This window comes from Dyadobacter sp. LHD-138 (genome assembly GCF_030929615.1).
Lineage (GTDB): Bacteria > Bacteroidota > Bacteroidia > Cytophagales > Spirosomataceae > Dyadobacter.
Map to the genome: position 1 here is coordinate 1 of NZ_JAVFVU010000027.1, position 23283 is coordinate 23283.

Consider the following 23283-nt stretch of genomic DNA (forward strand, 5'->3'; position numbering starts at 1 on the left):
ATTACATAATTCAATCTGATAACGCTCTGAGCTTTTGATAGAAGCATAAAAAAGATAAAACATCACGAAAGCCTATACAAAACAAAGAGGGCGCCTCAATTCGAATTTGAGACGCCCTCATCCAATCGTAGCTATTTAAACCAGCAAGACTAACGAAGTACTTATTTGTCGTTCAGGATCAGAGGTACACTGCCCTTACCGCCAAGTACCACAATCTTGGCATTGGGTGAAGCTGCCAGTTCTTTTTGCGCTTTGATGCTTTCATACTGCAGTTGGCGGTCGGTCAGGCTGAGAGCGATAATGGTTTGGTAATCTGCTATACCTCTTGCTTCAACCCGTTTACGTTCTGCTTCCTGCTTTTCCTTTTGAAGCACAAATTCCATTTTTTGTGCATCCTGTTCTGCATTGATCTTAGATTCGATCGTTTTCTTTACAGATTCCGGTAAATTGATGTTACGGATTAGAAGCTGTTCCAATATTAATCCCCGGCTTTTAAAATCTTTATCAATGGTTTGATAAATCCGACTTTGGAATTCGTCCCTTCTTTTTGAATAAAGGGCGACAGCATCATAATAAACAGCATTGTCACGGATACGGGTACGGGTGATTGGCCTTACAATTTTATCTTTGTAGTCGCTACCGATCCCTTTAAAAATGGCGGGCGCCTTATCGGACATGATCTTGTATAGTACTGTGAGGTCAATAACAACTTCCAAACCGTCCGCTGAAAGGACACGAATGGCGTCGTCACCCTTCACTTCACCCTCATTTGTCTGAGCAGACATGGTATAGTTCTGCGTCTTAGTGTCGAAAATCGCTACTTCTGCCAATGGATTTACATAGTTTAGACCATTTTCCAGCACTTGCGGACTTACTTTTCCAAATAAGGACTGAACTCCGATCGTTCCTGCATCAATTTGTCGGATGCCGGAAGAAAGAAGACCTGTTATGATAAGAACCAGACCGCCAATTTTAAAAACTGTGGCATATCGGGATATGTTGCTATAAGAATTGCGAAGTACAAAACCGGCAATTACGATCAGGATTCCAACGATTAGGATAAACATGGTGATAATGGATTAAGATTGAAAACTCTTACCGTTATACGTAATAAATGTGTGCCAAAAGCACTCGGTTTTATTTTGTTTAGTTAAATTACTTATATTCAAATTGATAAGTGAAATATCGGTAGGGTTAAAGATTCTGATTCTATCAAAATGGAAGGGTTTTATCATTTTGATAAGGCGGGTGCCTTATCTTTTTATTAATGATATTTTGTCAAGGAGGTCTATTTAGGCATTGGTTTATGTGTGCAAAAGTCTCTGGCAACGGTAATCATTGGAGGGCTGACCAGTAAACTTCTTTTTGCACCTATATTAATTCCTCCGCTTTATTTATGGTTTGCTAAAAACGGAGAGAAATAACCATTCATCGCAAGCCATGGCAACCGGTCGAACAAAGCAGGGACAATTTTCTAAATCAGGGCTTATGCAAATCAGCCCATCACATCCTGAATGAAATTGTAAAAAGTGGTTTGGGCAGCTACGAGGACAGCGCTTTAAAACTGAACCGCGAAATGGAATATTTTGAGGGAAAGATGAGACTTGGGTATCCGGGAGTGATACTTGCAATGACGTTTGTCACTGGTTTTATTCCTCTTAGTTTGAAGTTAAGAACTTGCGATTAGTTATTCTTTTTTTCATTCTTAAAAGATAATATCCCGCGTTATTACGATGGGCGTTGACAAAGACTACTTTTAGCTGTCAATAACAACTAAAAGTAGCGTAAATACAACGATAAGTAGTTGACCTTTTTGTGATTCCTGAAATGCACTCAAATACCTTTGTGGTGTCGAAAAAATAAACGGTCCTATGTTAAATACTAAAATGATCGGCAATAAAATTGCCGAAGCACGAAAGAAAACAAATATGTCTCAGGCGCGACTTGCGCAATTTCTATTTATCAGCCCTCAAGCAGTTGGGAAATGGGAACGGGGTGAATCAATGCCGGACATCACTACTTTAAACCGTCTCGCGGAAATCTTGGGCGTTGACCTGAACTATTTTTCAGAAAACTTTCAATCCGTTGATGATGAGACTACTTCCAGGATGCCTATTGGGAACATTGAGCAAACTGCACAAGAGGGGGCAGATCTCTCCCGTACCCAGGAGCGTCAGGTGCGGATAAACCTCACTGCGGTCAATTTGCAGGATAGTGATTTCGCGGGCGTCATGCTACACCAAGGAAAATTCAACGCGAGCCCGTTGTGCGGCGCCGACTTTGCCAACGCCGACCTGACCGGCAGCTCGTTTGAGGCCAGCGATGCGCGTGAGGCCAACTTTGACGGTACAAATCTGACAGACTGTACCTTTTCGATCACTGACCTTTCGGATGCGAGCTTCGGTAAATCCGTCCTTGTACGTACAGACTTCAACAAGTCCTCGCTGATTGGAACAAAATTTAAGGATGTGATACTGACCGATGTGAAGTTAACCATGATCGACCTTCGGAAAACAATCTTTGAAAACTGTGTCTTTAACGGTGTGGACTTTAAATATTCCGACCTGCGAGGCATGCGTTTTGACGGGCATACTTTCATTGGTGTCCAGTTTGAGAGGTCTGCACTGAACGACGTTTCCTTTTCGGGAGCGACCCTCAGGAACGTATCGTTCCGTCTGCCTTTTTCCCTGACAAACAAATCTTACCGTGACTTCAAAAGCGTCTGTTTCGACGGCGCGATGATGGATAAGCTGACCTATGCTGCGCTTCAAGGCCTACGGGTCGTTGATTTGTCAAAGGTTATAGTTATTTAAATTTAAGGAGTAATGAATACGGAAGACAAAGCAATCCAAGTGCAGGGCCTGAGAAAGTCCTATAAGCAGCTTGATGTTCTGAAAGGCGTGGATTTCCAGGTGCAGAAAGGCAATATTTTTGCCCTGCTCGGCTCAAACGGTGCTGGCAAGACAACAATTGTCAAAATCCTCACCACATTACAAATTGCCATTCTGCATGAGGGTAGGGTTATCGCCAACGGCACGCTCGCGGAACTGAAAAAGCTGTTCCCGCCAGTAAAAGTGGAATACATTGAAAAACAGTCAACATTGGAGGATATATTTCTTGCCATTGTTGGCAAAAAACAGGAACAGTAAATGGAAACGATAAAGAATTATTTTTTCAATGACATGGGCGTCATGCTTGGACGCTCCATGCGCCATCATCTTCGCAGTGTGGACACGATCATCACCGTTACGATCATGCCGATTGCAATGATGCTGTTGTTCGTTTATGTGTTGGGTGGCGCGATTCAAACCGGCACGGATAACTATGTGAATTATCTGGTGCCGGGTATACTACTAATTGCCATCGCAAACAGTATTGGCTACACGTCTTACCGTCTGTTTAATGATGTACAACGGGGAATATTTGAGCGTTTGCATTCCATGCCGATTGCTCGTTCGACAGCGCTGTGGGGACATGTGCTGACCTCGTTGGTATCCAATGCGATCTCGGTTGTCGTAGTCATGCTCGTAGCACTCATGATTGGCTTCCGATCGCCGGCGGGCGTATTCTCATGGCTTGCTGTGGCTGGTATCCTCGTGCTCTTTACGCTGGCCCTGACTGGATCGCGGCGGTTGCCGGACTTTCTGCAAAATCGGTGGATGGCGCAATTGCAATTGCCTATCCGATTCACTTCCTGCCTTTAATCAGCTCGGCATTTGTACCTACCGCTTGCCGGGGCCTGTTCGCGCCTTTGCGGAAAATCAGCCGGTGACTTCGATTGTGGAGACCATCCGCGCGCTACTTTCAAACCAGCCGGCAGGCAATGAAATATGGCTGGCGCTTGCCTGGTGTGTTGGAATTATGCTCCTGGCTTATATCTTGGCGATGAGAGTGTATAACAACCGGGTGTAACAGATTGTTTTTGTTTGGCTGGTAAATGCTGTCCAAATGATAATATGAAAACTTCATTACTTGTTTAATTTTATGTCATTAGGTTGCCTTGCTCAACATAACGGCCCGGTATGACTAGAACTTTTAGAACAGTTGGGAAAGACTGATAGTAATCAAGAATGGTATTTGCCGTTAGAAAAAGCTGCCAGGGCGCTCTGGGCTCCGCAGGTTAACTGGAAAGATAGTATTGGAAATAATTCTTTTTTGCAGTTGATTTCGCACCTGATTTTTTATAGCAGCCGGGTACTGACGGCATTTAGACGTATAGACTTTTCCGATTTAGCTTTATTGGCATAAATGGCTTACAGAGTCTTTTACATGATCAAGGCTTTACAGCATATTTTTAACCTGTCAAGATTTAGGACTGTGAAGTACACAGACAGGTCTCATTGGTTACATTTATTGAGTAAGGGATGGTGGATAATTCGGATACGTTGGTTCATCTCCACTTTTGGTGATCATTAAAGATTTCACCAGCTAATAAAAACTTTTAACGAATTTACCACCAAAAGTGGGGATGAACCAATCTGCCACAGAATCAGATGGTCAACGCGTCCGCATTCTCCACCTGTGAACTCAACACTGAGATTTGATTACTTAAGACTGTTTCAATCCCAAGAAATTCAATCAACGGATTGGACGGCCACTGCAATACAGCTTTTTGTTAAGCTTGGGCGTAATGCTGACGCAAAAAATGTCACAGCCCAACTTCGTCATATGGCCTGCAGAGATCTCCCTAAGCTTGATAATAGATCCTTTTTCTTACACGGATTAACAGATTTATATTTAAGAAGCGATTTTAAGGATGGTAAATACAACGGAGGTGGGCGCATCGGTTACGCACGATTTTTTGGTATTATAGCAATCTTTGTGCTTTTGATGGCATGTGTAAATTTTGTGAATCTATCCCGCTGTAAGATTCTTAATTTTCGTTTCGTAGTCGCCGGTAGATTTAGGATCTGTGCTATCTGTCAAAACAATAAAATTTTGTAGCAGCTGATTGTCCTGGCGCGGACGGAATCAGAAATATTTTCTTGGCCCCGGCTATTTCACGGATGATGCGGACGATTTTGTCCAGCAGATCATTCGCTGAGGTCTGGCGTGGTGTTCCGATGAACAGTTAAGTTAAATACAGCCCATCGATTCAATAGTTAAAACCAGGACGATTCCTTGTTCGATTTTTTTCTAATATTTCTGTAAAAAATTTGCGTAACTCAAAAGTTACCTATATATTTGAGTAACTTAAAAGTTACGCATCATGACAAAAAGTATAAAACACCAATTTTTCTTCCCGCATCCGCCCGAGATGGTTTGGGAATACCTGACGAAATCCGAATTGATGGGGTTATGGCTAATGAAAAACAACTTTCAGCCAATTGTAGGGGTTGACTTTCAATTCCAGACAAATCCCATACCCAGCCTGGATTTCGATGGAATCTTCTACTGTAAGGTATTAGAGATTGATCCCGTTAAAAAGCTTTCCTATTCATGGAGGAGCGGACCCGGCGAAGGCGAGATTACACTTGATTCCGTCGTTGTGTGGCAATTGCAGCGAACAGAAAAAGGCACAGCGCTTTACCTGGAACATAGCGGTTTCGAGAAAGAAGAGAACCTGAGTTTTTACAATGGTTTGACGGACGGCTGGCTTAAAAACTTGCAAAAGATCGCCAACCTTTTAAACGCTGCACCAAATGGCAACACCAACGCTTGACGCATTCCAGGTGATCGGAGATCCCAGTAGAAGGAAGATGCTGATACTGCTTTCAGAGGATAGTCTGACGATTAATAGCCTGGCAGATAATTTCGACATGAGCCGTCCGGCTGTTTCAAAACATGTTAAAATCTTGCACAATGCCGGATTTATCTCTATCGAGGATGTTGGCCGGGAACGGTATTGCACGCTAAAACAGGATGGGTTTAATGAGTTGCAAGATTGGATATCCTACTTTGACAAGTTCTGGGTATCGAAACTGAAAAAATTGGAAATTCTATTAAATAACAGATTACCAAACTGAAAAATCAAATTTTTATGACAGCAAACAAAACAGCGATGACAACTCAAAAAGTTGCGGCACGGTTCAGGGCGCTTGCTCAGCAAGAAAAATGGTTTGAAATACAGGATGAGTTTTTTGCAGATCATGTAAGGAGTATGGATCCTGAAAATTCTCCCTATTTTGGTTATGCGGAAGGCAAATCCACAGTCCGCAAAAAAGGAGAGGATTTGGTAAAACGGATCGAGGTAGCGCATAGACTTTATACAACCGAGCCCATTGTAAGCGGCAATCACTTTACAGTTGGAAGAGAGACAGACATAACGGTGCAGGGATTGGGAAGAATACAAATCAACCAGATAATGCTGTATGAAGTGAAAGACGGCCAGATTGTATTAGAACAATTCTTTTATTAAGAAATCTCTCCTCTCTATTCTGTAAGCAGTAATGATTGAATAATCGACAAATTTGGTTATTCAATCATTACTACTAGTGTTAAGTTGTGATGATGGTGGAGATTTCGGATACGCTGGGTTCATCCCCACTTTTGGTGAAAATCGTCAAACGATCCAAAATTTTAGATAAAACAGAATTCCAATGCAAGCCACAAATGCATTTTCACAGTCTTTCGACTTGTATACGATGAGCATCTACCATTTATAAGATTCTGCTTGTGAGGTATTTTGCAAAATTGGACGGATTGAAGTTGTGTTGGATCAATATTAGCTCGGCCTGACAAAAGTGTTCAGAATGCTGCTGAAAAATTTGCATTGATAGGAGCGACTAATGAAAGATACCGTTGGATTGTCGAATGGCTTCCTTCGTTTTAATCGACCGGACCAAAATTTGGATGATCATTGACTATAATCAGGCCTGTTTTTATCTTGGAAAATCGAGGGGGCAAACGACCGCTTTATTTTTCCATGCCCCTGGGACTTTGGAGATGAATAGTTGTTGTTCTATCAATTTTTTTTGATCTTTTCCATCTCTTTGAGGTAGTCCTGATAATTTGAATACGGCTCGTTAGTGCGGCTGTTAGGCTTCAGGTAGATAAAGCCATTGATATTGTCCAATATGGCGTTGAGGTGGCTTAGGATCTGGTTTCCAAAAAGGCTTGGCCTGCCTCTCGGTTTTTCCGGATCGGCGGCGTTGGTGACGATATCCTCGAAGCGGATGCCCGCTATGGTGGCGTCAAGGCGCACGATTTTACGGCCGTTGATGGTAGTAAGGGGCTGGAGCTCCTGCCAATGGCTGCCTTTGGAAGTAAAATCCTCTCCAAGAAGCATGCTTCCGTCCCTGCCGGTGTCAAAAAGAAACCAGAAGCTGTAGTTTTTGCCGTTGTGCGTTATATCTGCCTTGAACTTGGGACGGTTTTGCTCGTAGAAGACAGGCAGCTTGGTGTAGCCTGCCGCCTTGGTAGGCACCTTTTTGTGTACGATAAATTTCTTTTTGTCATAGTCTATCTCTATAACATGGTTCCTGAAAAAGCCGTTTCCTATGATCAGGTCTTCGTAGGGTTGCATGTTTCCGACTTCGGTAAGTGGAACGCCGCTCCAGGTGATGCCGCCGATGTTTAGCCGGTTGCCTGTACTTTTCCTCTCTTTATTTACTCCGTCTGTGTTGCTGACGATGGTGTGCCCCGAGAATTCCAGGTCCAGTTTTTCAGAAGCGTTTCTGTTGACTACGCTAGTTCCCGCGCCCAGGTCGAATTCAATCGTGACTTCTTTTTTGTTGATCAGGCCCTGAAAAAAAATCTTTGAGCCTACCATTTTGAAAGGGAAGCTGGTCTGGGATGCGTCAGGCACTTCCGTGGCAGGCAGGTCCGGGGGCAGGGCGGATACGATCCGTATCATACAGCTATCCTTTTCTTTCAATAGAACCGTAAAAGTGTAGGTCTCTCCGGGCTGAGTATGGAAGGTGAGCTGGTCTTGGTCTGTATTGAATCGCACGGTGCTTTTTTTGTGCGGGACATTTACATAATAGGTATCCGGGTTTGATTTGAGATCCAGCTTCCAGTCAATGCTGAAATTTTCGCCGTCGGTGATCGATGCCTTTTCGTTTGATACTTTGATGACTGCTTTTTTTTCTTGGGCCGTGGCGGTATGCGCAGACACAAAGAACAGCGCGGACAGAGTGAAGATGGCGAGGCATTTTCTGTCGGCGTTTTTTTTACGCGTGATGTTGTTGCTCATATGGGGCTTGGTTTTTCGGCAAAGAAAGGGAGAGGCAAGGCAAAACTTAAATTTATCACCCGCCAATAAGATGCCAATGTCCCGTCAACAGGCCGTCAGCACTTATAATATGCTGATAGGAGGTGAGATGCGCGACAACTGACCTTTACTGATCTTAACGGCATTGGCTAGGATATTAATTGCGTTTGCGATCGTCCAGACTAGTGGTATGAGCATCGTTTGCCTGCTCCGGACGCCGTACCAGTCGTTCAGGACCAAAACGAGGATAAGCAAAAGGATGCCGATAAGCGTCCAAATGACCTGAATGGAGATAAGTTTTCGGTTTGCCGGAGTATCCTGCTTTTTTGCAAATATGATGATCAGGGGGATAAAAAGGTTCAGCGGGGGAAGGATTACAAAGGGCAATGATGAAAGGTTGATGACCTTGGTCCATTTCAGATCTTGGCCGCTTCGATCTTCATGCGTATCCCGTAGGTCGGCCTCGCAGATGTCGAGTGATTTCGCAAGGGTTTTGAGGGTATAGCCTGAGGGAACCTGTCCGGCCTCGATCCGCTGGATCGTTCTGACAGAAACACCTGATTTTTCGGACAGTTCGTCCTGGGTCAGATTGAGCTTTTCTCTAAGCAACAGCAGTTTAACCATATTTTCGAAAGGTACCTTTTTTTTCGCAATAGCCGGATGCTTTTTTATTATAAAATGGATATCTTATTGGAGAATTCGGAAGCGTTGACTATCTGATTTCGTGGCGTATTTGACCATTAATAGGCAATTATTAGATATGTGCTAAGTGATTGTATATCATTTTATTATTCGGTGAATTTTAACCGAAACGGGCTGTCCTCAATTTCTGAATTGAGGTGATCAGTGGCTCCGAATTGTCCACTATATACTCAGCACCGGTTAAATGGTCGTCTTTTTGAGCCATCAGATTGGTGCTTCGAAAAAGTATAATTGAAAAAAAACAACAGCCGGAGATTGTTGATTTCGACGCCATGAACAATATTATTTTAACCAGACCACACGGACCATGTTATAATTAAAGCTAACTAAACTCTTCCAAGAATTTTCAATAATTATCACAACTTTTTTTGTAATAATTATTATGACTTGCATTTACTTCAACTGGAGAGATTGGATTGGCTTATTGGTAGGGCCAATCCTACTGGAGGACCGTCCGGTCTCTATGCACCTCTCTAAAGTTTAGACATTCATCTTTAACAAAAAGTTTTTTACACTTTGAAATACAACGTGTTTTTATTTACTTTGAATATCAAAGTACTTTTAATTATTGCTGCAATAAATATTAAGATATTATTTGCAGCAACAATTAATGGCGTTGTTAACTCTCGACTAATGCGTAGACGTTTATGCTATATCGGGTAAACCTGTAAAAATGAAAGTGGAAAAAACGGCTAAACTATTGCCATTGAAAACAACGGAACGACTATACCTCTTGAAGCTACAACAACCAATAAATTCAGTTACGCATCGAGAGCTCCCGCGGAATTCGATGCTGCAAAGAAGCTAATGATCGTTAAGCACTCCAGGATGAAGGCATATTTACAAGAGAGAACTGAACAACATGTTAGATTTTATAGCCATGAAGATTTCAAGAACAAAATTCATCGTTAGCTTTCTCATTCTGGCGTTCGCCTTTCAATTTATCTCTAATTCAATTTTGGGAACTGAAGTCCGACTCTTTCCCCAAAACGGCGAGTGGTTCCCCGGAGCAGATTCAGCAATAGCCTGTAGGAGTACCTTAGCCACAATTATATATCCAGTGAAATTTGTTTTGATAGGCCCCTTATCATCTTTGGCCCAGGATCCGGATCCGGCACCTCCTGTACTGTTGATTGCGTTTGCTACTTACTGGGCCGCAATAGCATTGGTTCTTTATTATCTCCTCAATAAAATAATCACGTGTAAAAAATCATGAATTTTAAAGAGACTATCATATCCCACTGGTTATTATTGCGAAGGTTTGGAGTAAATGCACAAAAAAAGATCCGGTTACGTCATTTAATATACCACCATGAATAGACTTAGGGAAATTTTCAATGAAGCAAAGTCTGATAAATGGTTTCAAAACTTTGCTGTTTTTTGCCGCATCACCCTCGCAGCTAGCTTTCTTCCGACGGGCTATGTTAAAATAATGGGACAACGCTTTGCTGAAGGGCTATCCCATAACAATCCATTGGGGAGTTATTTTGACGCCCTACTCGCAACAGGATATTACTATACTTTTATTGGGATCACTCAGGTGGCAATAGCCATATTAGTGTTGATACCGAGAACTGCGCTGCTTGGCACGCTGATGTATTTTTGCATGATCGTTAATATCAGTGTGCTAACTTATGCCACCCGCTTCCATGGCACCCGGCTTGTCACCATCATGGTATTGGCCTGCTTGTATCTACTGATATGGGACTATGACCGTATCAAACATATTTTGCCATTCAGGCAACCTCACCCAGCTCCACAGGTAATTAGAAGGCCACTGGGCAAGCGGCTGCGCATCCTATTTTTTGGAGGTTGTATCGCAGCCCTGGCTGTTATCATCATCGGCACTTCATATTTATACGAAATAGTGCCTGGCGATTCTGAAGAAGAGGCCCGAAGTCAATGTCTCACTAGTAAGAACCCAGAGGCTTGTGAGGCCTTCTGCGATTGCATTTATAAGCAAGGGCAGCCGCTGGATATTTGTTTGGCAGCTTTTAATAAAGCGGATGACATGCGGAGATCTGATGTGAAATAGCTACCTGGCAATCTCAGCTTTTATCTGGTTTTCTAAATTTAGATGTAACCAACTTGTAACTTGACCTGTCAAATGGATAGAAGAATTGACAAAGAAATAATCAACTTGATATTACATGGAGAAGTCCATCTCTTTCGTCATATTACCAAAAGACATCAGCTGATGGCTCATAGAACGGCTTTCGCAGTCATGAAACAGCCATCTCAGCAGCATGTGTTTTTGATATTCCCTTTCATCTTTACCTTTGGTCTTTTGGTTATTTTTAGAGTTCCTTTACCATTATTTGATTTCGTGGCATCCATGTTTCTTTGTTCGGGGCTTGTTTGGCTTTCCAGGGAAATACTCGTCGCTGGGTTAGTGCTTGTTAGAAGTTTTTGATCTTTTGCGCTCAAAATGACTAATGTTTTCATCTTAGACGACCTGGAAATCAAACTTCCATACGGCACCTTGAATGCGATTGATCTTAATAAAGGAGAAATACTCTGGCAGGTGCCACTCGGAGAAGATGAGAAATTGACCGAAATAGATATCAAAAAAAAGGGCATTTTTAACCGCGGTGGGATCGCCACAGCCTGAGGGCTCGTATTTACTGCATCCACCGCTAATAATATATTTCGTGCGTCCGATCAGATAACGGGAAAAATACTTTGGACAGGCGAATTGCCAGGTAATGGGTGCTCCATTCCTTCGACCGAAGCAATATGTCAGAATAGGTGGGAGGGTAAATTTTGCAAAAAAATTCAGAGGAGGGTATTTGACTTTTGCATTGAAGTAATAGAAAGACCGACCTGAACCAACAGGAAGCCACATTCTTTCGGTACCAGTCTAACTAATGTTATTCTGTTGTTTGTAGCTTTTTATTTTTTCAAGATAATTTCCCGGGGCCATATTCAGGACTTTCTTGAAATGCTTGTAAAACGTGGAAGGGCTGCTGTAACCAATGGAGTAACAGACCTCCTCAATGGTTTTGGAGCTGTCTTCCATCAGCAACGCACAGGCCTTGTCTATCCTGACTTCGTTCAGGTAGTGATAGTAACTTTTACCAGTCCATTTTTTGAAATACCGACAAAATGATGTTTCTGTAAAATTGATCACGGCAGCGATCTGTGGCAGGGTGATCGTCTCCCGGTAATGTTGCTGAGTATAATCGAGAACTACTCTGATTTTATCCTCGTTGACATCAAGTACGGGGACCAATTTAGGACGGGACTGGCTAAGCGTTTGGTATTTTCGCTGCCCGAGCAGGCCCGACAGGATCTGTACCAGCAGGATTACGATGTTCATCCCTTCTGTATCTTTCAGTTTTAAAATCTCCGGGACCAATCCCTCGGTTTGATTTCTCCACAAAGTTCCCTGGCTGCATAAATACGCAAGGTGGCCCGTCAGCTGAAAATCCTTGATGATGGTTATAAGGCCGTCCAGAAATATTTTGTCAAAATGAACGATAGCGACACGGGTTTCCACTGATGATACCGTGTGTATCGAATGAGGAAGTCCGCTGCCTACGAGGAATATGTCCCCGGCCGTGATTTGCTCGACATGTCCGCCAACCAGTATGGAGGTTTGCCCCTCCTGGACACATACTAGCTCGACTTGGGAATGTGAATGGCTGAAATGACCCGAGGGATCAAAGCCATTAAAAAACCGGATGGCACCGATTCTAAGATTTCCGGAATCAGATCCTGGATTGGAAAGTGAGATAATCATAGTAATTTATTCCTGTTATTTTTTACTATAATACATATTATCGAAGACATTGTGACCGAAATATTGGAGGAAAACCCATAATTTGTTAAGATTCCACGAGACCTTGATAAAAAGGCGAAGACCGGCACAGAGAATAAGCTCTACCTTGACATTGCAATAGTGCTGATGTTTTACACACCGCTTTCAAACATTTCAATGCTGGTACTGAATCCTAACGAAAGGAGTAATATTTCAAACGTCGCGAGTTGGCATGACGTGTTGATTTCCAAAAAGATATCCCTGGGTTTTGATGGCTGCATCGACTCTATTGTGAAGATCGTCAAAAAGCAGAATGCGGATGGCTCACAGCTGTATTTTGAGGACATCACTGATTTTGGGAATTATATTGTGCAAAAGGCCAACCGAAATTTTTCGCTGGAGCTCAAACAGGAGCTGCTTAAAGTCGGTGGGAATATGCCCATCACGGCTAATGCATTTGCCAAAATGGGTTGCAAGGTGGACTGCGTCGGAGCACTTGGCCTTCCGGATATTCACCACATTTTTCAGCTGATGTCGCCCAACTGAACCTTGTACAGTTATGCGGAGCCAGGCATGAGCACGGCGATCGAATTTAACAGTAGTAAAATGATGATGGCCGAATCCACGCAAATCAACAGCGCCGATTGGTCTTACATCAAGGACACGATCGGGCTGGATCAGTTGAGATCTGTTTTCTCGGGAAAGGACCTGGTGGGATTGCTTAACTGGAGTGAGGTGGCGCATTCAACAGGGATATGGGCTGGCCTGCTCGAAGAGGTCCAGCCATTTACTGGTACCGGCATCGAAAAGCCGATCGGGCTTGTCGCCTTGTCGGATTGTTCCAAGAAGACACGCAGCCAGTTGCTGGAAGCTTTAGAGCTACTGGACGGATTTTCGCATTACTGGAATGTGGTGTTGAGCCTGAACAGGAATGAATCGACCTTAGTATATGACGCACTACTGCGGAATCCAAAAGAAACGCCGACAATCGGGAAGATCGCAGCCGTGATTCATGATGCGCTCGGCATCGGCAAGGTGGTGGTGCACCACCCGGCGGAAGCGTGTTGTTATGACGTGGATGGGGTAACCCAGTGCAGCACACCGCAATTATCCAATCCCAAATTGCTAACTGGGACGGGGGATAATTTCAACACTGGTTTTTGTACCGCCATGCTTCTCGAAATGAACACCGCCCAGGCATTGGCCATGGGGCACAGGCTCACCACGCATTACATCGTGCACGGTGAGAGCCCGCATTTTATAAGTCTGTTTTAGCAGCTATATCAGTAACGGGTAAACCTATTCCTTCTTTTAAACGATTGATATACCAGTCCACGAACTTTACCACATCTAGTTCTGAGGGCGCGTAGGGTCCCGGCTGATAATGCAAAGACTGTATTCCACTGAAATTGTTTTCGCACAATTCCCAATCCTGCTCACCAGTGATTTTCCAGAATTCGGTCAGCCTGTCAAGGCCATAGTCGCGGCCTTCAACGGCGTTTTCGTCAACCAGCCACGAAAGATCGACTGTACAGCTGGATGCGCTGACAGGTGTGATACACATCGTCCACACATAGTCGCTGACGGCATCAATCCAGAAATTGGGGTAACATACCAGTCCCAGGACGCCGGCGTCATAGTCCTGGTGATCGCCCATTGGTAAGGACACGGATTTGCCGTCCAGGCTGTAACTTTCCACATGATCCCGGAGGGGATACCTGATAGCAAAATGGAATGAGTTATCCTTAAATTCAATACCTTTGGTTTCCAATCCTTTTGCCGACCATTCGATCTGCTTTTCCTGCTGGTATAGATCAGTGGATTCTTTTAGATTAGCACCGATGACTGCTCTACAGTATTCGGGGTGGGCTGCTCCGCAATGGTAGCATTCCCGGAAATTCTCTGTGATCAGCTTCCAGTTTGTCTTTAAAACATACCTTTTCTTGGCAGCTACTTTGGTCTTTTGGAGCTTGTATGGTCGAAGATAGGGGCCAAATTCCCTGGCAACCTGTTCGAAATCGGGAGGGCTTTCAGCAAGTGAAATAAAGATCAATCCTTCGACCGTCCTGATATGTACCGAATGCAGGCCAAATGCGGACCTGTCAAAATCTTCGGGCATGTGCCTGGCTTTAAACAAGGAACCGTCTTTATTGTACACCCATTGATGATAAGGACACATCAACTTGGTCGCAGACCCGGATTCCTTCGTGCAAATTAGGGCCCCCCTGTGGCGGCAGGTATTATAATGGGCCACGATCCCGTGCTTGTCGTCCCTGAGAATGATGACGGAATCGGGATGAACTTTATAAGTAGTAGTCGCCAGGTTTAGGAATGTCGGCAGCAATACCTGCAAAAAGCCAGTATTTACGCCATACATGCTTTATATCCATGTCAAAAACCTCTTCATCGGTATAAAATGCCTGCGGTAGGCTGTATCCCGATTTATAGTTTTCAAGTAATGAGCGGGTATCCATGGAACTTTGATTTTGTTGAAAGAAACGGTGACAATGATGCCGGAACGAGCTGATCCGAACTGGCATGTAAACTTAGCAAGTCCTGTGAAGGGATCATCTCTACAAAGTTTCCCGATATCTACAGTATTTTCTTAGAATTTCATCTTTTTTTTCAATGCGCTTGTTGGGGAAAGGTAAGAATGCAATTTTTGGCTCAATCAATTTCAATCATCCAAGACCCAAGGAAGTATTTAACATGGAAAATCAGAATGAGATCTCTCGTAAGGAGTTTATCCGTCAGGTAGGTATAATCGGCGCTATTTCTTCACTTTGGCCTTCCGCGCTGATGGCGGAAGGATCAGCAGGAAAGAAGATCCGTGTGGGGGTGATCGGTTGCGGTAGTGTTTCAACGCAGTATCTGCCTCATTTGAGTAAATCCCTTTTTGTGACTCTGGTTGCTACCTGCGATATCATTGAGGAAAGAGCAAAGGCTGCAGCTGAGAAGTACTCAATTACCAACTACTATACTTCCATCGAGAAGATGATTGCAGGGACAGAGTTCGATTTGATGGTGAACCTCACCAATATGCAGGAACATGGGCGCCTCAATAAGATAGGATTGGAAAATGGCAGAAATGTTTGGAGCGAGAAGCCGATGGCCAATACCTATGCGGAGGGAACAGCACTGCTTGCCCTTGCCCAAAAGAAACAATTGAAGATCTGGGGGGCGCCAGCCGTTATCCTGAGTCCTCAGTTTGCCTTTATGTCAAAAGCAATACAGGAGCAAAAACTCGGCAAGGTCTCGGCTGCTCATGCACATTACGGCCACCGGGGTCCACATTGGTCTGCATTTTTCTATGAAAAACTGGGAGGCAGCATGCCCGACCTGGCTGTTTACAATATGGCCACGCTAACGGGGTTACTCGGACCGGTCATATCCATCGTGGCAATGCTCAATATCATTACCCCGACAAGGAAAGTAGACAACCGTCCCAATCCGATTACGGTGGAGGCAGAGGATAACAGTATGGTACTGATGGAGCATGCTAGGGGAGCCCTTTCGCATGTTCAAAGCGGGTTCAATTATTTTGATCCCTATGGCCATGAAGGCAGCGGACAGGACAAACCTACAGTTTCTATTTGGGGTACCAAAGGGAACATGCAGCTGATCGGATATGACTGGGCACCAACGGGTGTGGATATGGCTACCGAAGATCATGAAAAGACGCAGCGTTTTGCAACCGAAACAGGCTCGTTTGTATGGCAGCAGGGAGCAAGTTATATTTCCGAGACCATGTCTAATGGGGTAGATCCTATTATCACCACGCTTCATTCTCTGCATGTGCTGGAAATTATTGAGGCAGCAAGAAAATCGCAGCAGACCGGCACAAGAGTTCAGCTAAAGTCGAGTTTTAAATGGCCATTGCTTTAATGTCAATACAGTGCCGAAACCTGTTTTACCCTGAGAATTAAATGAAAATAGCTGTCTTTGACGACCACCAGGTAATGTCTTTTCAGGCCGCCCGGATGATTGCAACACAAATAAAAAACAAACCGGATTCGGTTATATGCTTGGCGTCGGGTGAAACTCCGTTTCTGGCCTATCATTTACTGTCGACGCTTCTCTTGGGCGAGGGTGTCGATCATCAGCAATTTACATTGATCGACTTGGATGAATGGGTAAACATTCCATCTCAGAATACTGGCAGTTGCAGCTATTTTCTTCATACAACCCTTATCGGGCCGCTCAAACTTTCATTGAGTCAATTCAAATTGTTCGATGGAATAGCTCTCGATTTGCAGGCAGAATGCGACGCGATGGACGAATTTATAAGCAAACGTGGCGGGATCGACCTCATGGTAGTGGGCATTGGGATGAACGGACATATCGGTTTCAACGAACCTGGCGTTTCTACCGAACTTTATACACATGTCATCGAGCTGGACGATACCACACGGACTGTTGGGCAGAAGTATTTTGCGGGAAAAACTACTCTCGGGCAAGGCATTACACTTGGTTTGAAACATTTGCAAGAGTCAAATTCAGTTTTATTGATGGCTTCGGGGGATCGTAAGGCGCGGATTATGAAAGCGACGCTGGAAGGGACGATAGATCCCTTGGTACCATCGACGATTATAAGGAACCATTCGAACGGATTGGTGATGCTGGACCAGAAAGCGGCTTCACTCTTAACTCCAGACGAATGATTGCCTGGAAAGGTCTTTCTGTGGCCAACCAGCTTCGGCTTTTGTACTTGCTGGTTATATGCTGCACAGCGGCCTGGTTACCCGTCTTTGCCGATGACCTGAAATCCAGGGGCTTTTCGGGAATAGAAATCGCCATGATCATCAACATTACCCCGGTTACAATGTTTGCCATTCAGCCGATCTATGGGTTTATAGCGGACCCCATTGGTTTTCGGAAATGTATGCTGGTCTCCACCTTGCTGGCGGCGGTTTCCTTCCTTGCTTACCTCAAATGGGACTCTTTTACCGGAATGGTGTTGATCACTATTTGCATGTCAGTTTTTTACAACGGGATTCAGCCGACACTGGATAGCCTCACACTCGAGCTGACGGAAACCTCTGCCTCTTTCAATTATGGCTCGATCCGTGCCGCGGGAGCGGTCGGATGGGCGGCAACGGGTATTGTCACGGGATACTTTATTGATCAGGTCGATACCCGCGTAATCTATTTTTTTTCGGCAGGAAGTTTGGCGGTTGCATTCCTGGTCTCACTATGGTTACCCCGTTCTATAAGCCGCGCTCCGAAGCGCAATCCTTCGATCTTTAAAAGTATCAGAAATTTGTCGGATAAGAAATTGCTTTTCTTTTTGTTGATCGTTGTTGCTGTATCGGCCTGTGTCACCACTATCTGGAATTTTTACTCTATTTATATGAAAGAGAACGGGGCGTCAGCTTCGCTGGTAGGCGTAGGCTTGTCGTTACAAGGGCTGTTTGAAATACCATTTTTCTTTTACTCCGTCAGGATTCTCAAAAGGCTGGGTATGAAATGGACACTTTTGGTCTGCATTGGCGCCTCGGCTTTGCGAATGCTGTTGTACAGTATTGTGGACGTTCTCGAATGGGCCATTGGAATTGATGTCCTTCATGGTCTCTCCTGGTCGCTGTTCTGGGTGGTTTGTGTTGAATACACGAATCTGCTCGTGAGAGCTGAGTTACGGGCGACGGGCCAGTCGTTGCTGTATGCTGCTTACTTTGGTATCGGGGCGGTTTTGGGTAATTTCTGGACTGGTTATCTGTATGAGGCCCATTTGCGTATTTCTTCCATCTTTTTCATCAATGCCATTGTGGTTGCCGTGGTTTGCGTATTTGCTGCGATTTTTATCAGAGAGTCATCCGCTGATTTGGAACCGGCCCATTAAAGCCTAACCAGGTTTTGTTTCTAAAATTAAGAGGTGTGGTTCCCACGATTTTTTGAAATTGCTGGTAGAAATTGGTGATATTCTTGTAACCGCATTCCAGGCTGATCTTATCGACGTTATATTGCGTTTCTAGGAGCTCTTCTGAGCATGCTCGATTCGGATCTCGTTCAGAAACTGAATGACCGTCTTGTGAGCCCGCTCTTTGAAATATCTGCAAAATGCCGTGAGGGACATATTGGCAATATCTGCAACTTCCTCCAGCCGCACTTCATTTTTATAATTCATGATCAGGTAATCCAGCACGCTGTCCAGCTTAGTCATATCGTGGTGGTCAACCTTTTGGCGGTAGTGAGCGGAACACAAATAGCGGTAGTCACCGGTTTCGGCAAGTTCTTTGAGAATATTCAAAAATGAAACGAGCTGGTCGGGGCCAGACTGCTGATAAGCTTTCAGTATCATTTCTCCGACCCGTTTGGTAGTCTCATGACTAAATTGGATCCCGCGTTGCGCGCGTATAAACAGTTCCCGCACAGGTCGCATTTCTTCATACAACAATACGTGTTCCAACCCGGTCTCCTTGACGACAATATACATGGCCCCGGCAAGCTGCGTATTATTTTGACCAAAATGACTTTCACCGCTCTTCCAGACATGGGCCAGGTTGGCACCTACCATCACCAGTTCGCTCGCCTGAAATGTCTCAATGCTGTCGCCGACAAAGCGTGTCCCCGAGCCGCTGGTAAGTAGCATGATCTCGATTTCAGGATGGAAATGCCAGGGGACGATAAAATAGGGGCGGGACACCTTGACAATATCAAAGGCCTTGCTCTGTGGAAAATGAATCTTAATAAACCAGGGATTCTTCATAATTGAAAACGGGGTTGATAAGCAGCTTCTAAATACTTCACCATATTAAAAACAAAATCTGTATAACGGATTTTTTACTCCGAATAAAGATAAAATAAAGAAATAACTGGATAATAATAAGACAACGCAGGATGGTAATAGCGAATTTTGACCTCACAATTGAATGCCGTTTCAACGTGCTTACAAACCATTCGAGTGAATATGATAAAAAGATACCGATTCAGGTTTATGTTTCTTTTATTGCTGATGCCCGTCTTTACATTTGCTCAACAGCGAATGGTGACTGGTACTGTAGTGGATTCCCAGAATAACCAGCCCTTGCCGGGGGGCAATGTGATCACCAAGGGTACGACCAATGGCACTTCCACTGACAATGGAGGGCATTTTAGCATCCAGACTGACGCGAATACGATATTGGTGTTCTCTTATGTTGGCTACGGAAGCAAGGAAGTACTGCCGGCAAACTACAATTATGATCCTCTTCCATACTGGCGGATTTCGCGATATAAAGCATTTTTATCTCTATTATGTAAAAAAGCATTTGAAAAGTGAATTTCCCAACACTGTATCCTACAATCGTTTTACAGAATTGATGCAATCTGCTGTTTTACCGATGACGATATTTCGGAAGTCCTGTTGCTTGGGTAAATGTACCGGGATATCATATATTGACTCGACGCCAATCAGGGTATGTAAGAATAAACGAATTAAACGTAACAAAGTTTTCAAGGATATTGCCACGGTAGGTAAGTCAACCATAGGCTGGTTCTATGGCTTTAAGCTTCATCTAATTATAAATGATAAGGGCGAGATTCTAAATTTTATAATTACCCAAGCCAATATTGATGATCGACAACCGCTTAAAAATGAGAAATTTATAAAATCTGTGAGAGGTAAGTTGTATGGTGACAAAGGCTATGTATCCCAACAGTTATCTCAAATTCTTTTTGTTGATGGAATACATTTAATCACCGGTATCAGAAACAAAATGAAAACCGGGTCGCCGGGCGATTGCCTGATGGAACTCAGAGATAAAATACTACTTCGTAAGCGATCGGTGATTGAAACCATTAACGATGAACTAAAGAATATGTGCCAAGTTGAACATTCTAGACACAGATCCTTTGGGAATTTTATAACCAATTTAATATCTGGTCTGATTGCTTATTGTTTCTTTCCCAAAAAGCCAGCCATCAAATTTGACACAGTTCTAACAAACCAAATTACAATATTCTAAAATCGAACTCAGGTTACTATGATCCGGTTCTCAAAAATTACCTGCCGGGCGTAGATGTAATACAGAACAGCAATCCAGATCTGAAATGGGAGGTGCTTTCACAGGTAAACCTAGGGCTTGATTTTGAATTATTTAACGGGAAACTGTCCGGTACTTTGGAAGTGTATGACAAGCGTACCAATGATATGCTTTATAATTATTCAGTGGCGCAGAACGGCGTTGATATTTTTGTAGGGAACATACTTAAAAACGTAGGTCAGATGTCCAACAAAGGCGTCGAGCTTTCGTTTGGTGGGACCCTTGTGGAGCAGAACAATTTCAGATGGAGATCCAATTTGGTTGGCTCCGTTTATAAAAATAAGATTGTGCGCCTGAATGATCGGAATTTTGACTCGGGACAGATTCTGTACAACAATTTTGATGGTCGCGGACTTATAACGGCCTCGGAGCTGCGTGAAAGTCGCCCGCTGGGTGAATTTTATGTACCCAAATTTGCTGGATTTGATCAGGACGGAAGTATCACTTTCGAGTCAGAAGACGGTGGGTTAACAGCGGATTACAGCAAAGCGAAAAAGTTTGAATCCGGTTTAGGTATTCCGAAAGCAACCGTTTCCTGGACAAACAACCTGGCCTATAAAAATTTTGACCTTTCTTTCCAGCTTCGTGGAGTATTCGGAAATAAGATCCTGAATAACTTGCGGTCAAACCTGACCTTGTCAGGTAGCGTGGTAGAAAATAATATGATCCGGGATATCAACGACTTTCCTGCCAATTACAGTACCCCTGCATTATCGGATTACTGGTTGGAAAGCGGTGCATTCGTAAGGCTGGACAACTGGCAGGTGGGCTACAACATTCCGGGTAGGGGAATACTACGTAATGCCCGGGTTTATGTTGGCGGAAACAACCTGTTTGTGCTCACCAAATATACCGGAATAGACCCAGAATTGGCCGTAAATGGAAACATAGCGGTCAATCAGCAGCAACCTGCCAGCATTGGCGTAGATTCTGGCTATATCTATCCGAAAACCAGATCGTTCCAACTGGGGATAAATCTTTCATTCTGATCAAAATGGCATTGAAGCAAATCAATAATATGAGTAACATGAAAAAATCAGGTATCGGATCAATAGCTGTCTTGACCGCATTGATTTTCATCATGAGTTGTACCAAGCTGGATGAACAGGTAAAAGACCAGGTCGAAAGGGATAAATTCGGACTATCCCAGGGACAGCTAAACACGCTGATAGGTCCTTTGTACGGCGGTCTGGGCGACTACTGGAACCGGTTCGAGCTGCTGAACTGCGTTACCGATGAAGAATTAGCGCCTACACGTGGCGGCGACTGGGGGGAACCGGAGTGGAGGTTTATGGAGGAGCATACCTGGCCGACCAATTTTTACGCGTTCGATAATCTTTGGAGCTGGATCTATTCTAACATAGCCAAGATCAATGAGAAAATCACCAACCCAGGGTTCGCATCTCCCGAAGTCCAAGCCGAATTGCGTACGCTTCGGGCATTCTATCACTATCTGGCTATGGATAATTTCGGCGATGTGATCATCGCCACCACGATCGGGTCGGACAAGTCGGGACAGCAGACAAGGAAAGAGGTTTATGATTTTGTAGAAAGAGAATTGTTGGAGTCCTTGCCTAACCTCTCAACAGTTGTCCGGTCCAAATATGGTAGAATGTCGAAGTATGTGGCTCATATGATCCTGGCCAAACTGTACTTGAATGCGCAGGTGTATACCGGGCAGCCCCAATGGGAGAAAACCATCGAGCAATGTAATGCGATCATCGAGTCGCAGAAGTTTACCATATCTTCGGATTTTTTGTCAACTTTCAGTGTGAACAATGAGGATTCGCCGGAAATTATCCTGTCGACGCCTTATGACAAATCTAAACGCACGGGTTTCTATGCCCAGATCGCCGGACTGCATTATCTGCACCAGTTTACCTACGACCTAGGTTCAGCACCCTGGAATGGCTATTGTACCACTGCAGAATTTTATGACAGCTTTGAGGCGGCAGATCAAAGACGTGCAATGTGGCTGACCGGGCAGATTTGTAGTTCGAGTGGTGAAGCATTGAAAGATGATGGTGTTCCTGCTATTTTGACGAAAGAAATACCGGCATTTAAAATGGATGCAGGGCCAAAAGCAAAGCTTGCCGGGTACCGCTCTGTTAAATACCAGGTAGAAAAAGGTGCGACCTTTGATATGAGCAACGATTTCGTGATTTATAGAATCTCGGATGTCTACCTGATGCGTGGAGAAGCGAATTTCAGACTAGGCAAAACGGTAGCAGCCCTCGCCGATATCAACGCGGTCCAGACCAGACGTGGGGTGGCTGCACTCACTACCGAGGCTAGCATTCTTGCCGAAAGAGGCCGAGAAATGGCCTGGGAGCTGCATCGGAGACAAGACCTGGTTCGATTTGATAAATTCACTGCCGCATGGACATTCAAACCAGTAAGTCAGAAGCACCGTGAACTTTATCCGATTCCGATGAATCAGATTGCTCTGAACCCGCTGTTGAAACAAAACTCGGGATATTAGTTGGATATTTCGGAGAATTTGGCTCTTCAAGTTTCACCAAAATTGACGAAGAACCCAATAGCTCCGAATTTTCCAAAATAAGCAACTGGTAACGTATTAAATATATCAGATGGGTTGGACGATAAGCCATGAATAGTTGTTGTGAAGGTAAAAATTAGAGATCGTA

Annotated in this window: 26 protein-coding genes and 1 pseudogene; 18 read left to right on the top strand and 9 right to left on the bottom strand. The window is 44.1% G+C overall.

Translation table 11 applies throughout. The features are described from left to right. Positions 1 to 161: 161 nt before the first annotated feature. The gene (locus RB622_RS19080; protein ID WP_308048204.1) at positions 162 to 1067 is read right to left on the bottom strand and encodes a prohibitin family protein; all 906 of its coding nucleotides are present in this window, start codon (positions 1065 to 1067) and stop codon (positions 162 to 164) included. Positions 1068 to 1871: 804 nt separating this feature from the next. Between RB622_RS19080 and RB622_RS19085 the strand changes: the two genes are divergently transcribed. The 7 genes from RB622_RS19085 to RB622_RS19115 all read left to right on the top strand — a co-directional run bounded on the left by RB622_RS19085 (position 1872) and on the right by RB622_RS19115 (position 6358). Further along, on the top strand, positions 1872 to 2813 hold the full coding sequence (locus RB622_RS19085) for a pentapeptide repeat-containing protein (RefSeq protein ID WP_308048205.1): 942 nt from the start codon (positions 1872 to 1874) through the stop codon (positions 2811 to 2813). A gap of 12 nt (positions 2814 to 2825) precedes the next feature. Next, positions 2826 to 3149, top strand: a complete 324-nt coding sequence (locus tag RB622_RS19090; protein ID WP_308048206.1) for an ATP-binding cassette domain-containing protein — start codon at positions 2826 to 2828, stop codon at positions 3147 to 3149. Then, positions 3150 to 3704, top strand: coding sequence for an ABC transporter permease (locus tag RB622_RS19095; protein WP_308048208.1), 555 nt, complete (start codon positions 3150 to 3152; stop codon positions 3702 to 3704). A gap of 25 nt (positions 3705 to 3729) precedes the next feature. Further along, on the top strand, positions 3730 to 3912 hold the full coding sequence (locus RB622_RS19100) for a hypothetical protein (RefSeq protein WP_308048210.1): 183 nt from the start codon (positions 3730 to 3732) through the stop codon (positions 3910 to 3912). A gap of 1297 nt (positions 3913 to 5209) precedes the next feature. Beyond that, positions 5210 to 5662, top strand: coding sequence for an SRPBCC domain-containing protein (locus RB622_RS19105; protein ID WP_308048212.1), 453 nt, complete (start codon positions 5210 to 5212; stop codon positions 5660 to 5662). Next, positions 5643 to 5966, top strand: coding sequence for a metalloregulator ArsR/SmtB family transcription factor (locus RB622_RS19110; RefSeq protein ID WP_308048213.1), 324 nt, complete (start codon positions 5643 to 5645; stop codon positions 5964 to 5966). Before RB622_RS19105 ends, RB622_RS19110 begins: the two co-directional genes overlap by 20 nt. A 14-nt stretch (positions 5967 to 5980) precedes the next feature. Then, the gene (locus RB622_RS19115) at positions 5981 to 6358 is read left to right on the top strand and encodes a SnoaL-like domain-containing protein (RefSeq protein ID WP_308048214.1); all 378 of its coding nucleotides are present in this window, start codon (positions 5981 to 5983) and stop codon (positions 6356 to 6358) included. 546 nt (positions 6359 to 6904) lie between these two features. Here RB622_RS19115 and RB622_RS19120 read toward each other — a convergent pair. Together RB622_RS19120 and RB622_RS19125 are read right to left on the bottom strand one after the other, a co-directional pair. Further along, on the bottom strand, positions 6905 to 8134 hold the full coding sequence (locus RB622_RS19120; protein WP_308048215.1) for a retropepsin-like aspartic protease: 1230 nt from the start codon (positions 8132 to 8134) through the stop codon (positions 6905 to 6907). 102 nt (positions 8135 to 8236) lie between these two features. Then, complete coding sequence (locus RB622_RS19125) at positions 8237 to 8776, bottom strand: helix-turn-helix transcriptional regulator (RefSeq protein ID WP_308048216.1); 540 nt, start codon at positions 8774 to 8776, stop codon at positions 8237 to 8239. Between the two features lie 1390 nt (positions 8777 to 10166). Here RB622_RS19125 and RB622_RS19130 point away from each other — a divergent pair. Beyond that, complete coding sequence (locus RB622_RS19130) at positions 10167 to 10889, top strand: DoxX family protein (protein ID WP_308048217.1); 723 nt, start codon at positions 10167 to 10169, stop codon at positions 10887 to 10889. Positions 10890 to 11282: 393 nt separating this feature from the next. Continuing rightward, positions 11283 to 11465 carry a hypothetical protein gene (locus RB622_RS19135; protein WP_308048219.1) on the top strand — a complete coding sequence of 61 codons (183 nt, stop codon included), beginning with the start codon at positions 11283 to 11285 and terminating at the stop codon, positions 11463 to 11465. Between the two features lie 249 nt (positions 11466 to 11714). On the opposite strand, the gene RB622_RS19140 is transcribed toward RB622_RS19135, so the two are convergent. Further along, positions 11715 to 12596: an AraC family transcriptional regulator gene (locus RB622_RS19140; RefSeq protein WP_308048220.1), complete on the bottom strand. Its 882-nt coding sequence runs from the start codon at positions 12594 to 12596 to the stop codon at positions 11715 to 11717. Positions 12597 to 12791: 195 nt separating this feature from the next. Here RB622_RS19140 and RB622_RS19145 point away from each other — a divergent pair, with 195 nt between their 5' ends. Both RB622_RS19145 and RB622_RS19150 read left to right on the top strand, forming a co-directional pair. Next, positions 12792 to 13160 carry a hypothetical protein gene (locus tag RB622_RS19145; RefSeq protein ID WP_308048221.1) on the top strand — a complete coding sequence of 123 codons (369 nt, stop codon included), beginning with the start codon at positions 12792 to 12794 and terminating at the stop codon, positions 13158 to 13160. A gap of 27 nt (positions 13161 to 13187) precedes the next feature. Further along, positions 13188 to 13889, top strand: a complete 702-nt coding sequence (locus RB622_RS19150; RefSeq protein ID WP_308048222.1) for a hypothetical protein — start codon at positions 13188 to 13190, stop codon at positions 13887 to 13889. Here RB622_RS19150 and RB622_RS19155 read toward each other — a convergent pair. The 3 genes and pseudogenes from RB622_RS19155 to RB622_RS19160 all read right to left on the bottom strand — a co-directional run bounded on the left by RB622_RS19155 (position 13873) and on the right by RB622_RS19160 (position 15088). Next, entirely contained in the window at positions 13873 to 14733 is an 861-nt protein-coding gene (locus RB622_RS19155; RefSeq protein WP_308048223.1) for an SRPBCC family protein, read from the bottom strand. The genes RB622_RS19150 and RB622_RS19155 overlap by 17 nt on opposite strands. A 54-nt stretch (positions 14734 to 14787) precedes the next feature. Then, positions 14788 to 14991: pseudogene (locus tag RB622_RS30360) on the bottom strand (Rieske 2Fe-2S domain-containing protein); the annotation flags it as partial. Then, positions 14918 to 15088 carry a hypothetical protein gene (locus RB622_RS19160; protein ID WP_308048224.1) on the bottom strand — a complete coding sequence of 57 codons (171 nt, stop codon included), beginning with the start codon at positions 15086 to 15088 and terminating at the stop codon, positions 14918 to 14920. The gene RB622_RS19160 and the pseudogene RB622_RS30360, both read right to left, overlap by 74 nt. A 235-nt stretch (positions 15089 to 15323) precedes the next feature. On the opposite strand from RB622_RS19160, the gene RB622_RS19165 reads away from it, so the two are divergent. The 3 genes from RB622_RS19165 to RB622_RS19175 are packed head-to-tail and all read left to right on the top strand — an operon-like array spanning position 15324 to position 18453. Further along, positions 15324 to 16499: a Gfo/Idh/MocA family oxidoreductase gene (locus RB622_RS19165; RefSeq protein WP_308048225.1), complete on the top strand. Its 1176-nt coding sequence runs from the start codon at positions 15324 to 15326 to the stop codon at positions 16497 to 16499. Between the two features lie 41 nt (positions 16500 to 16540). After that, positions 16541 to 17275, top strand: a complete 735-nt coding sequence (locus RB622_RS19170; RefSeq protein WP_308048226.1) for a glucosamine-6-phosphate deaminase — start codon at positions 16541 to 16543, stop codon at positions 17273 to 17275. Continuing rightward, the gene (locus RB622_RS19175; protein ID WP_308048227.1) at positions 17272 to 18453 is read left to right on the top strand and encodes an MFS transporter; all 1182 of its coding nucleotides are present in this window, start codon (positions 17272 to 17274) and stop codon (positions 18451 to 18453) included. Before RB622_RS19170 ends, RB622_RS19175 begins: the two co-directional genes overlap by 4 nt. On the opposite strand, the gene RB622_RS30365 is transcribed toward RB622_RS19175, so the two are convergent. Together RB622_RS30365 and RB622_RS19180 are read right to left on the bottom strand one after the other, a co-directional pair. Further along, the gene (locus tag RB622_RS30365; protein WP_409021672.1) at positions 18416 to 18670 is read right to left on the bottom strand and encodes a helix-turn-helix domain-containing protein; all 255 of its coding nucleotides are present in this window, start codon (positions 18668 to 18670) and stop codon (positions 18416 to 18418) included. The two genes, RB622_RS19175 and RB622_RS30365, sit on opposite strands and share 38 nt — an antisense overlap. Beyond that, the gene (locus RB622_RS19180; protein WP_308048228.1) at positions 18583 to 19203 is read right to left on the bottom strand and encodes an AraC family transcriptional regulator; all 621 of its coding nucleotides are present in this window, start codon (positions 19201 to 19203) and stop codon (positions 18583 to 18585) included. Before RB622_RS19180 ends, RB622_RS30365 begins: the two co-directional genes overlap by 88 nt. Positions 19204 to 19596: 393 nt before the next feature. Here RB622_RS19180 and RB622_RS19185 point away from each other — a divergent pair, with 393 nt between their 5' ends. Genes RB622_RS19185 through RB622_RS19200 form a run of 4 tightly spaced genes read left to right on the top strand, consistent with a single transcriptional unit; the run spans position 19597 to position 23117 of the window. Continuing rightward, positions 19597 to 19872 (top strand): carboxypeptidase-like regulatory domain-containing protein, encoded by a 276-nt coding sequence (locus RB622_RS19185; RefSeq protein WP_308048229.1) that lies wholly within the window; start codon positions 19597 to 19599, stop codon positions 19870 to 19872. Further along, complete coding sequence (locus RB622_RS19190) at positions 19793 to 20557, top strand: IS982 family transposase (RefSeq protein ID WP_308048230.1); 765 nt, start codon at positions 19793 to 19795, stop codon at positions 20555 to 20557. Before RB622_RS19185 ends, RB622_RS19190 begins: the two co-directional genes overlap by 80 nt. Next, on the top strand, positions 20551 to 21624 hold the full coding sequence (locus RB622_RS19195; RefSeq protein ID WP_308048308.1) for a TonB-dependent receptor domain-containing protein: 1074 nt from the start codon (positions 20551 to 20553) through the stop codon (positions 21622 to 21624). Before RB622_RS19190 ends, RB622_RS19195 begins: the two co-directional genes overlap by 7 nt. A gap of 38 nt (positions 21625 to 21662) precedes the next feature. Further along, entirely contained in the window at positions 21663 to 23117 is a 1455-nt protein-coding gene (locus tag RB622_RS19200) for a RagB/SusD family nutrient uptake outer membrane protein (RefSeq protein ID WP_308048231.1), read from the top strand. Positions 23118 to 23283: the final 166 nt, after the last annotated feature.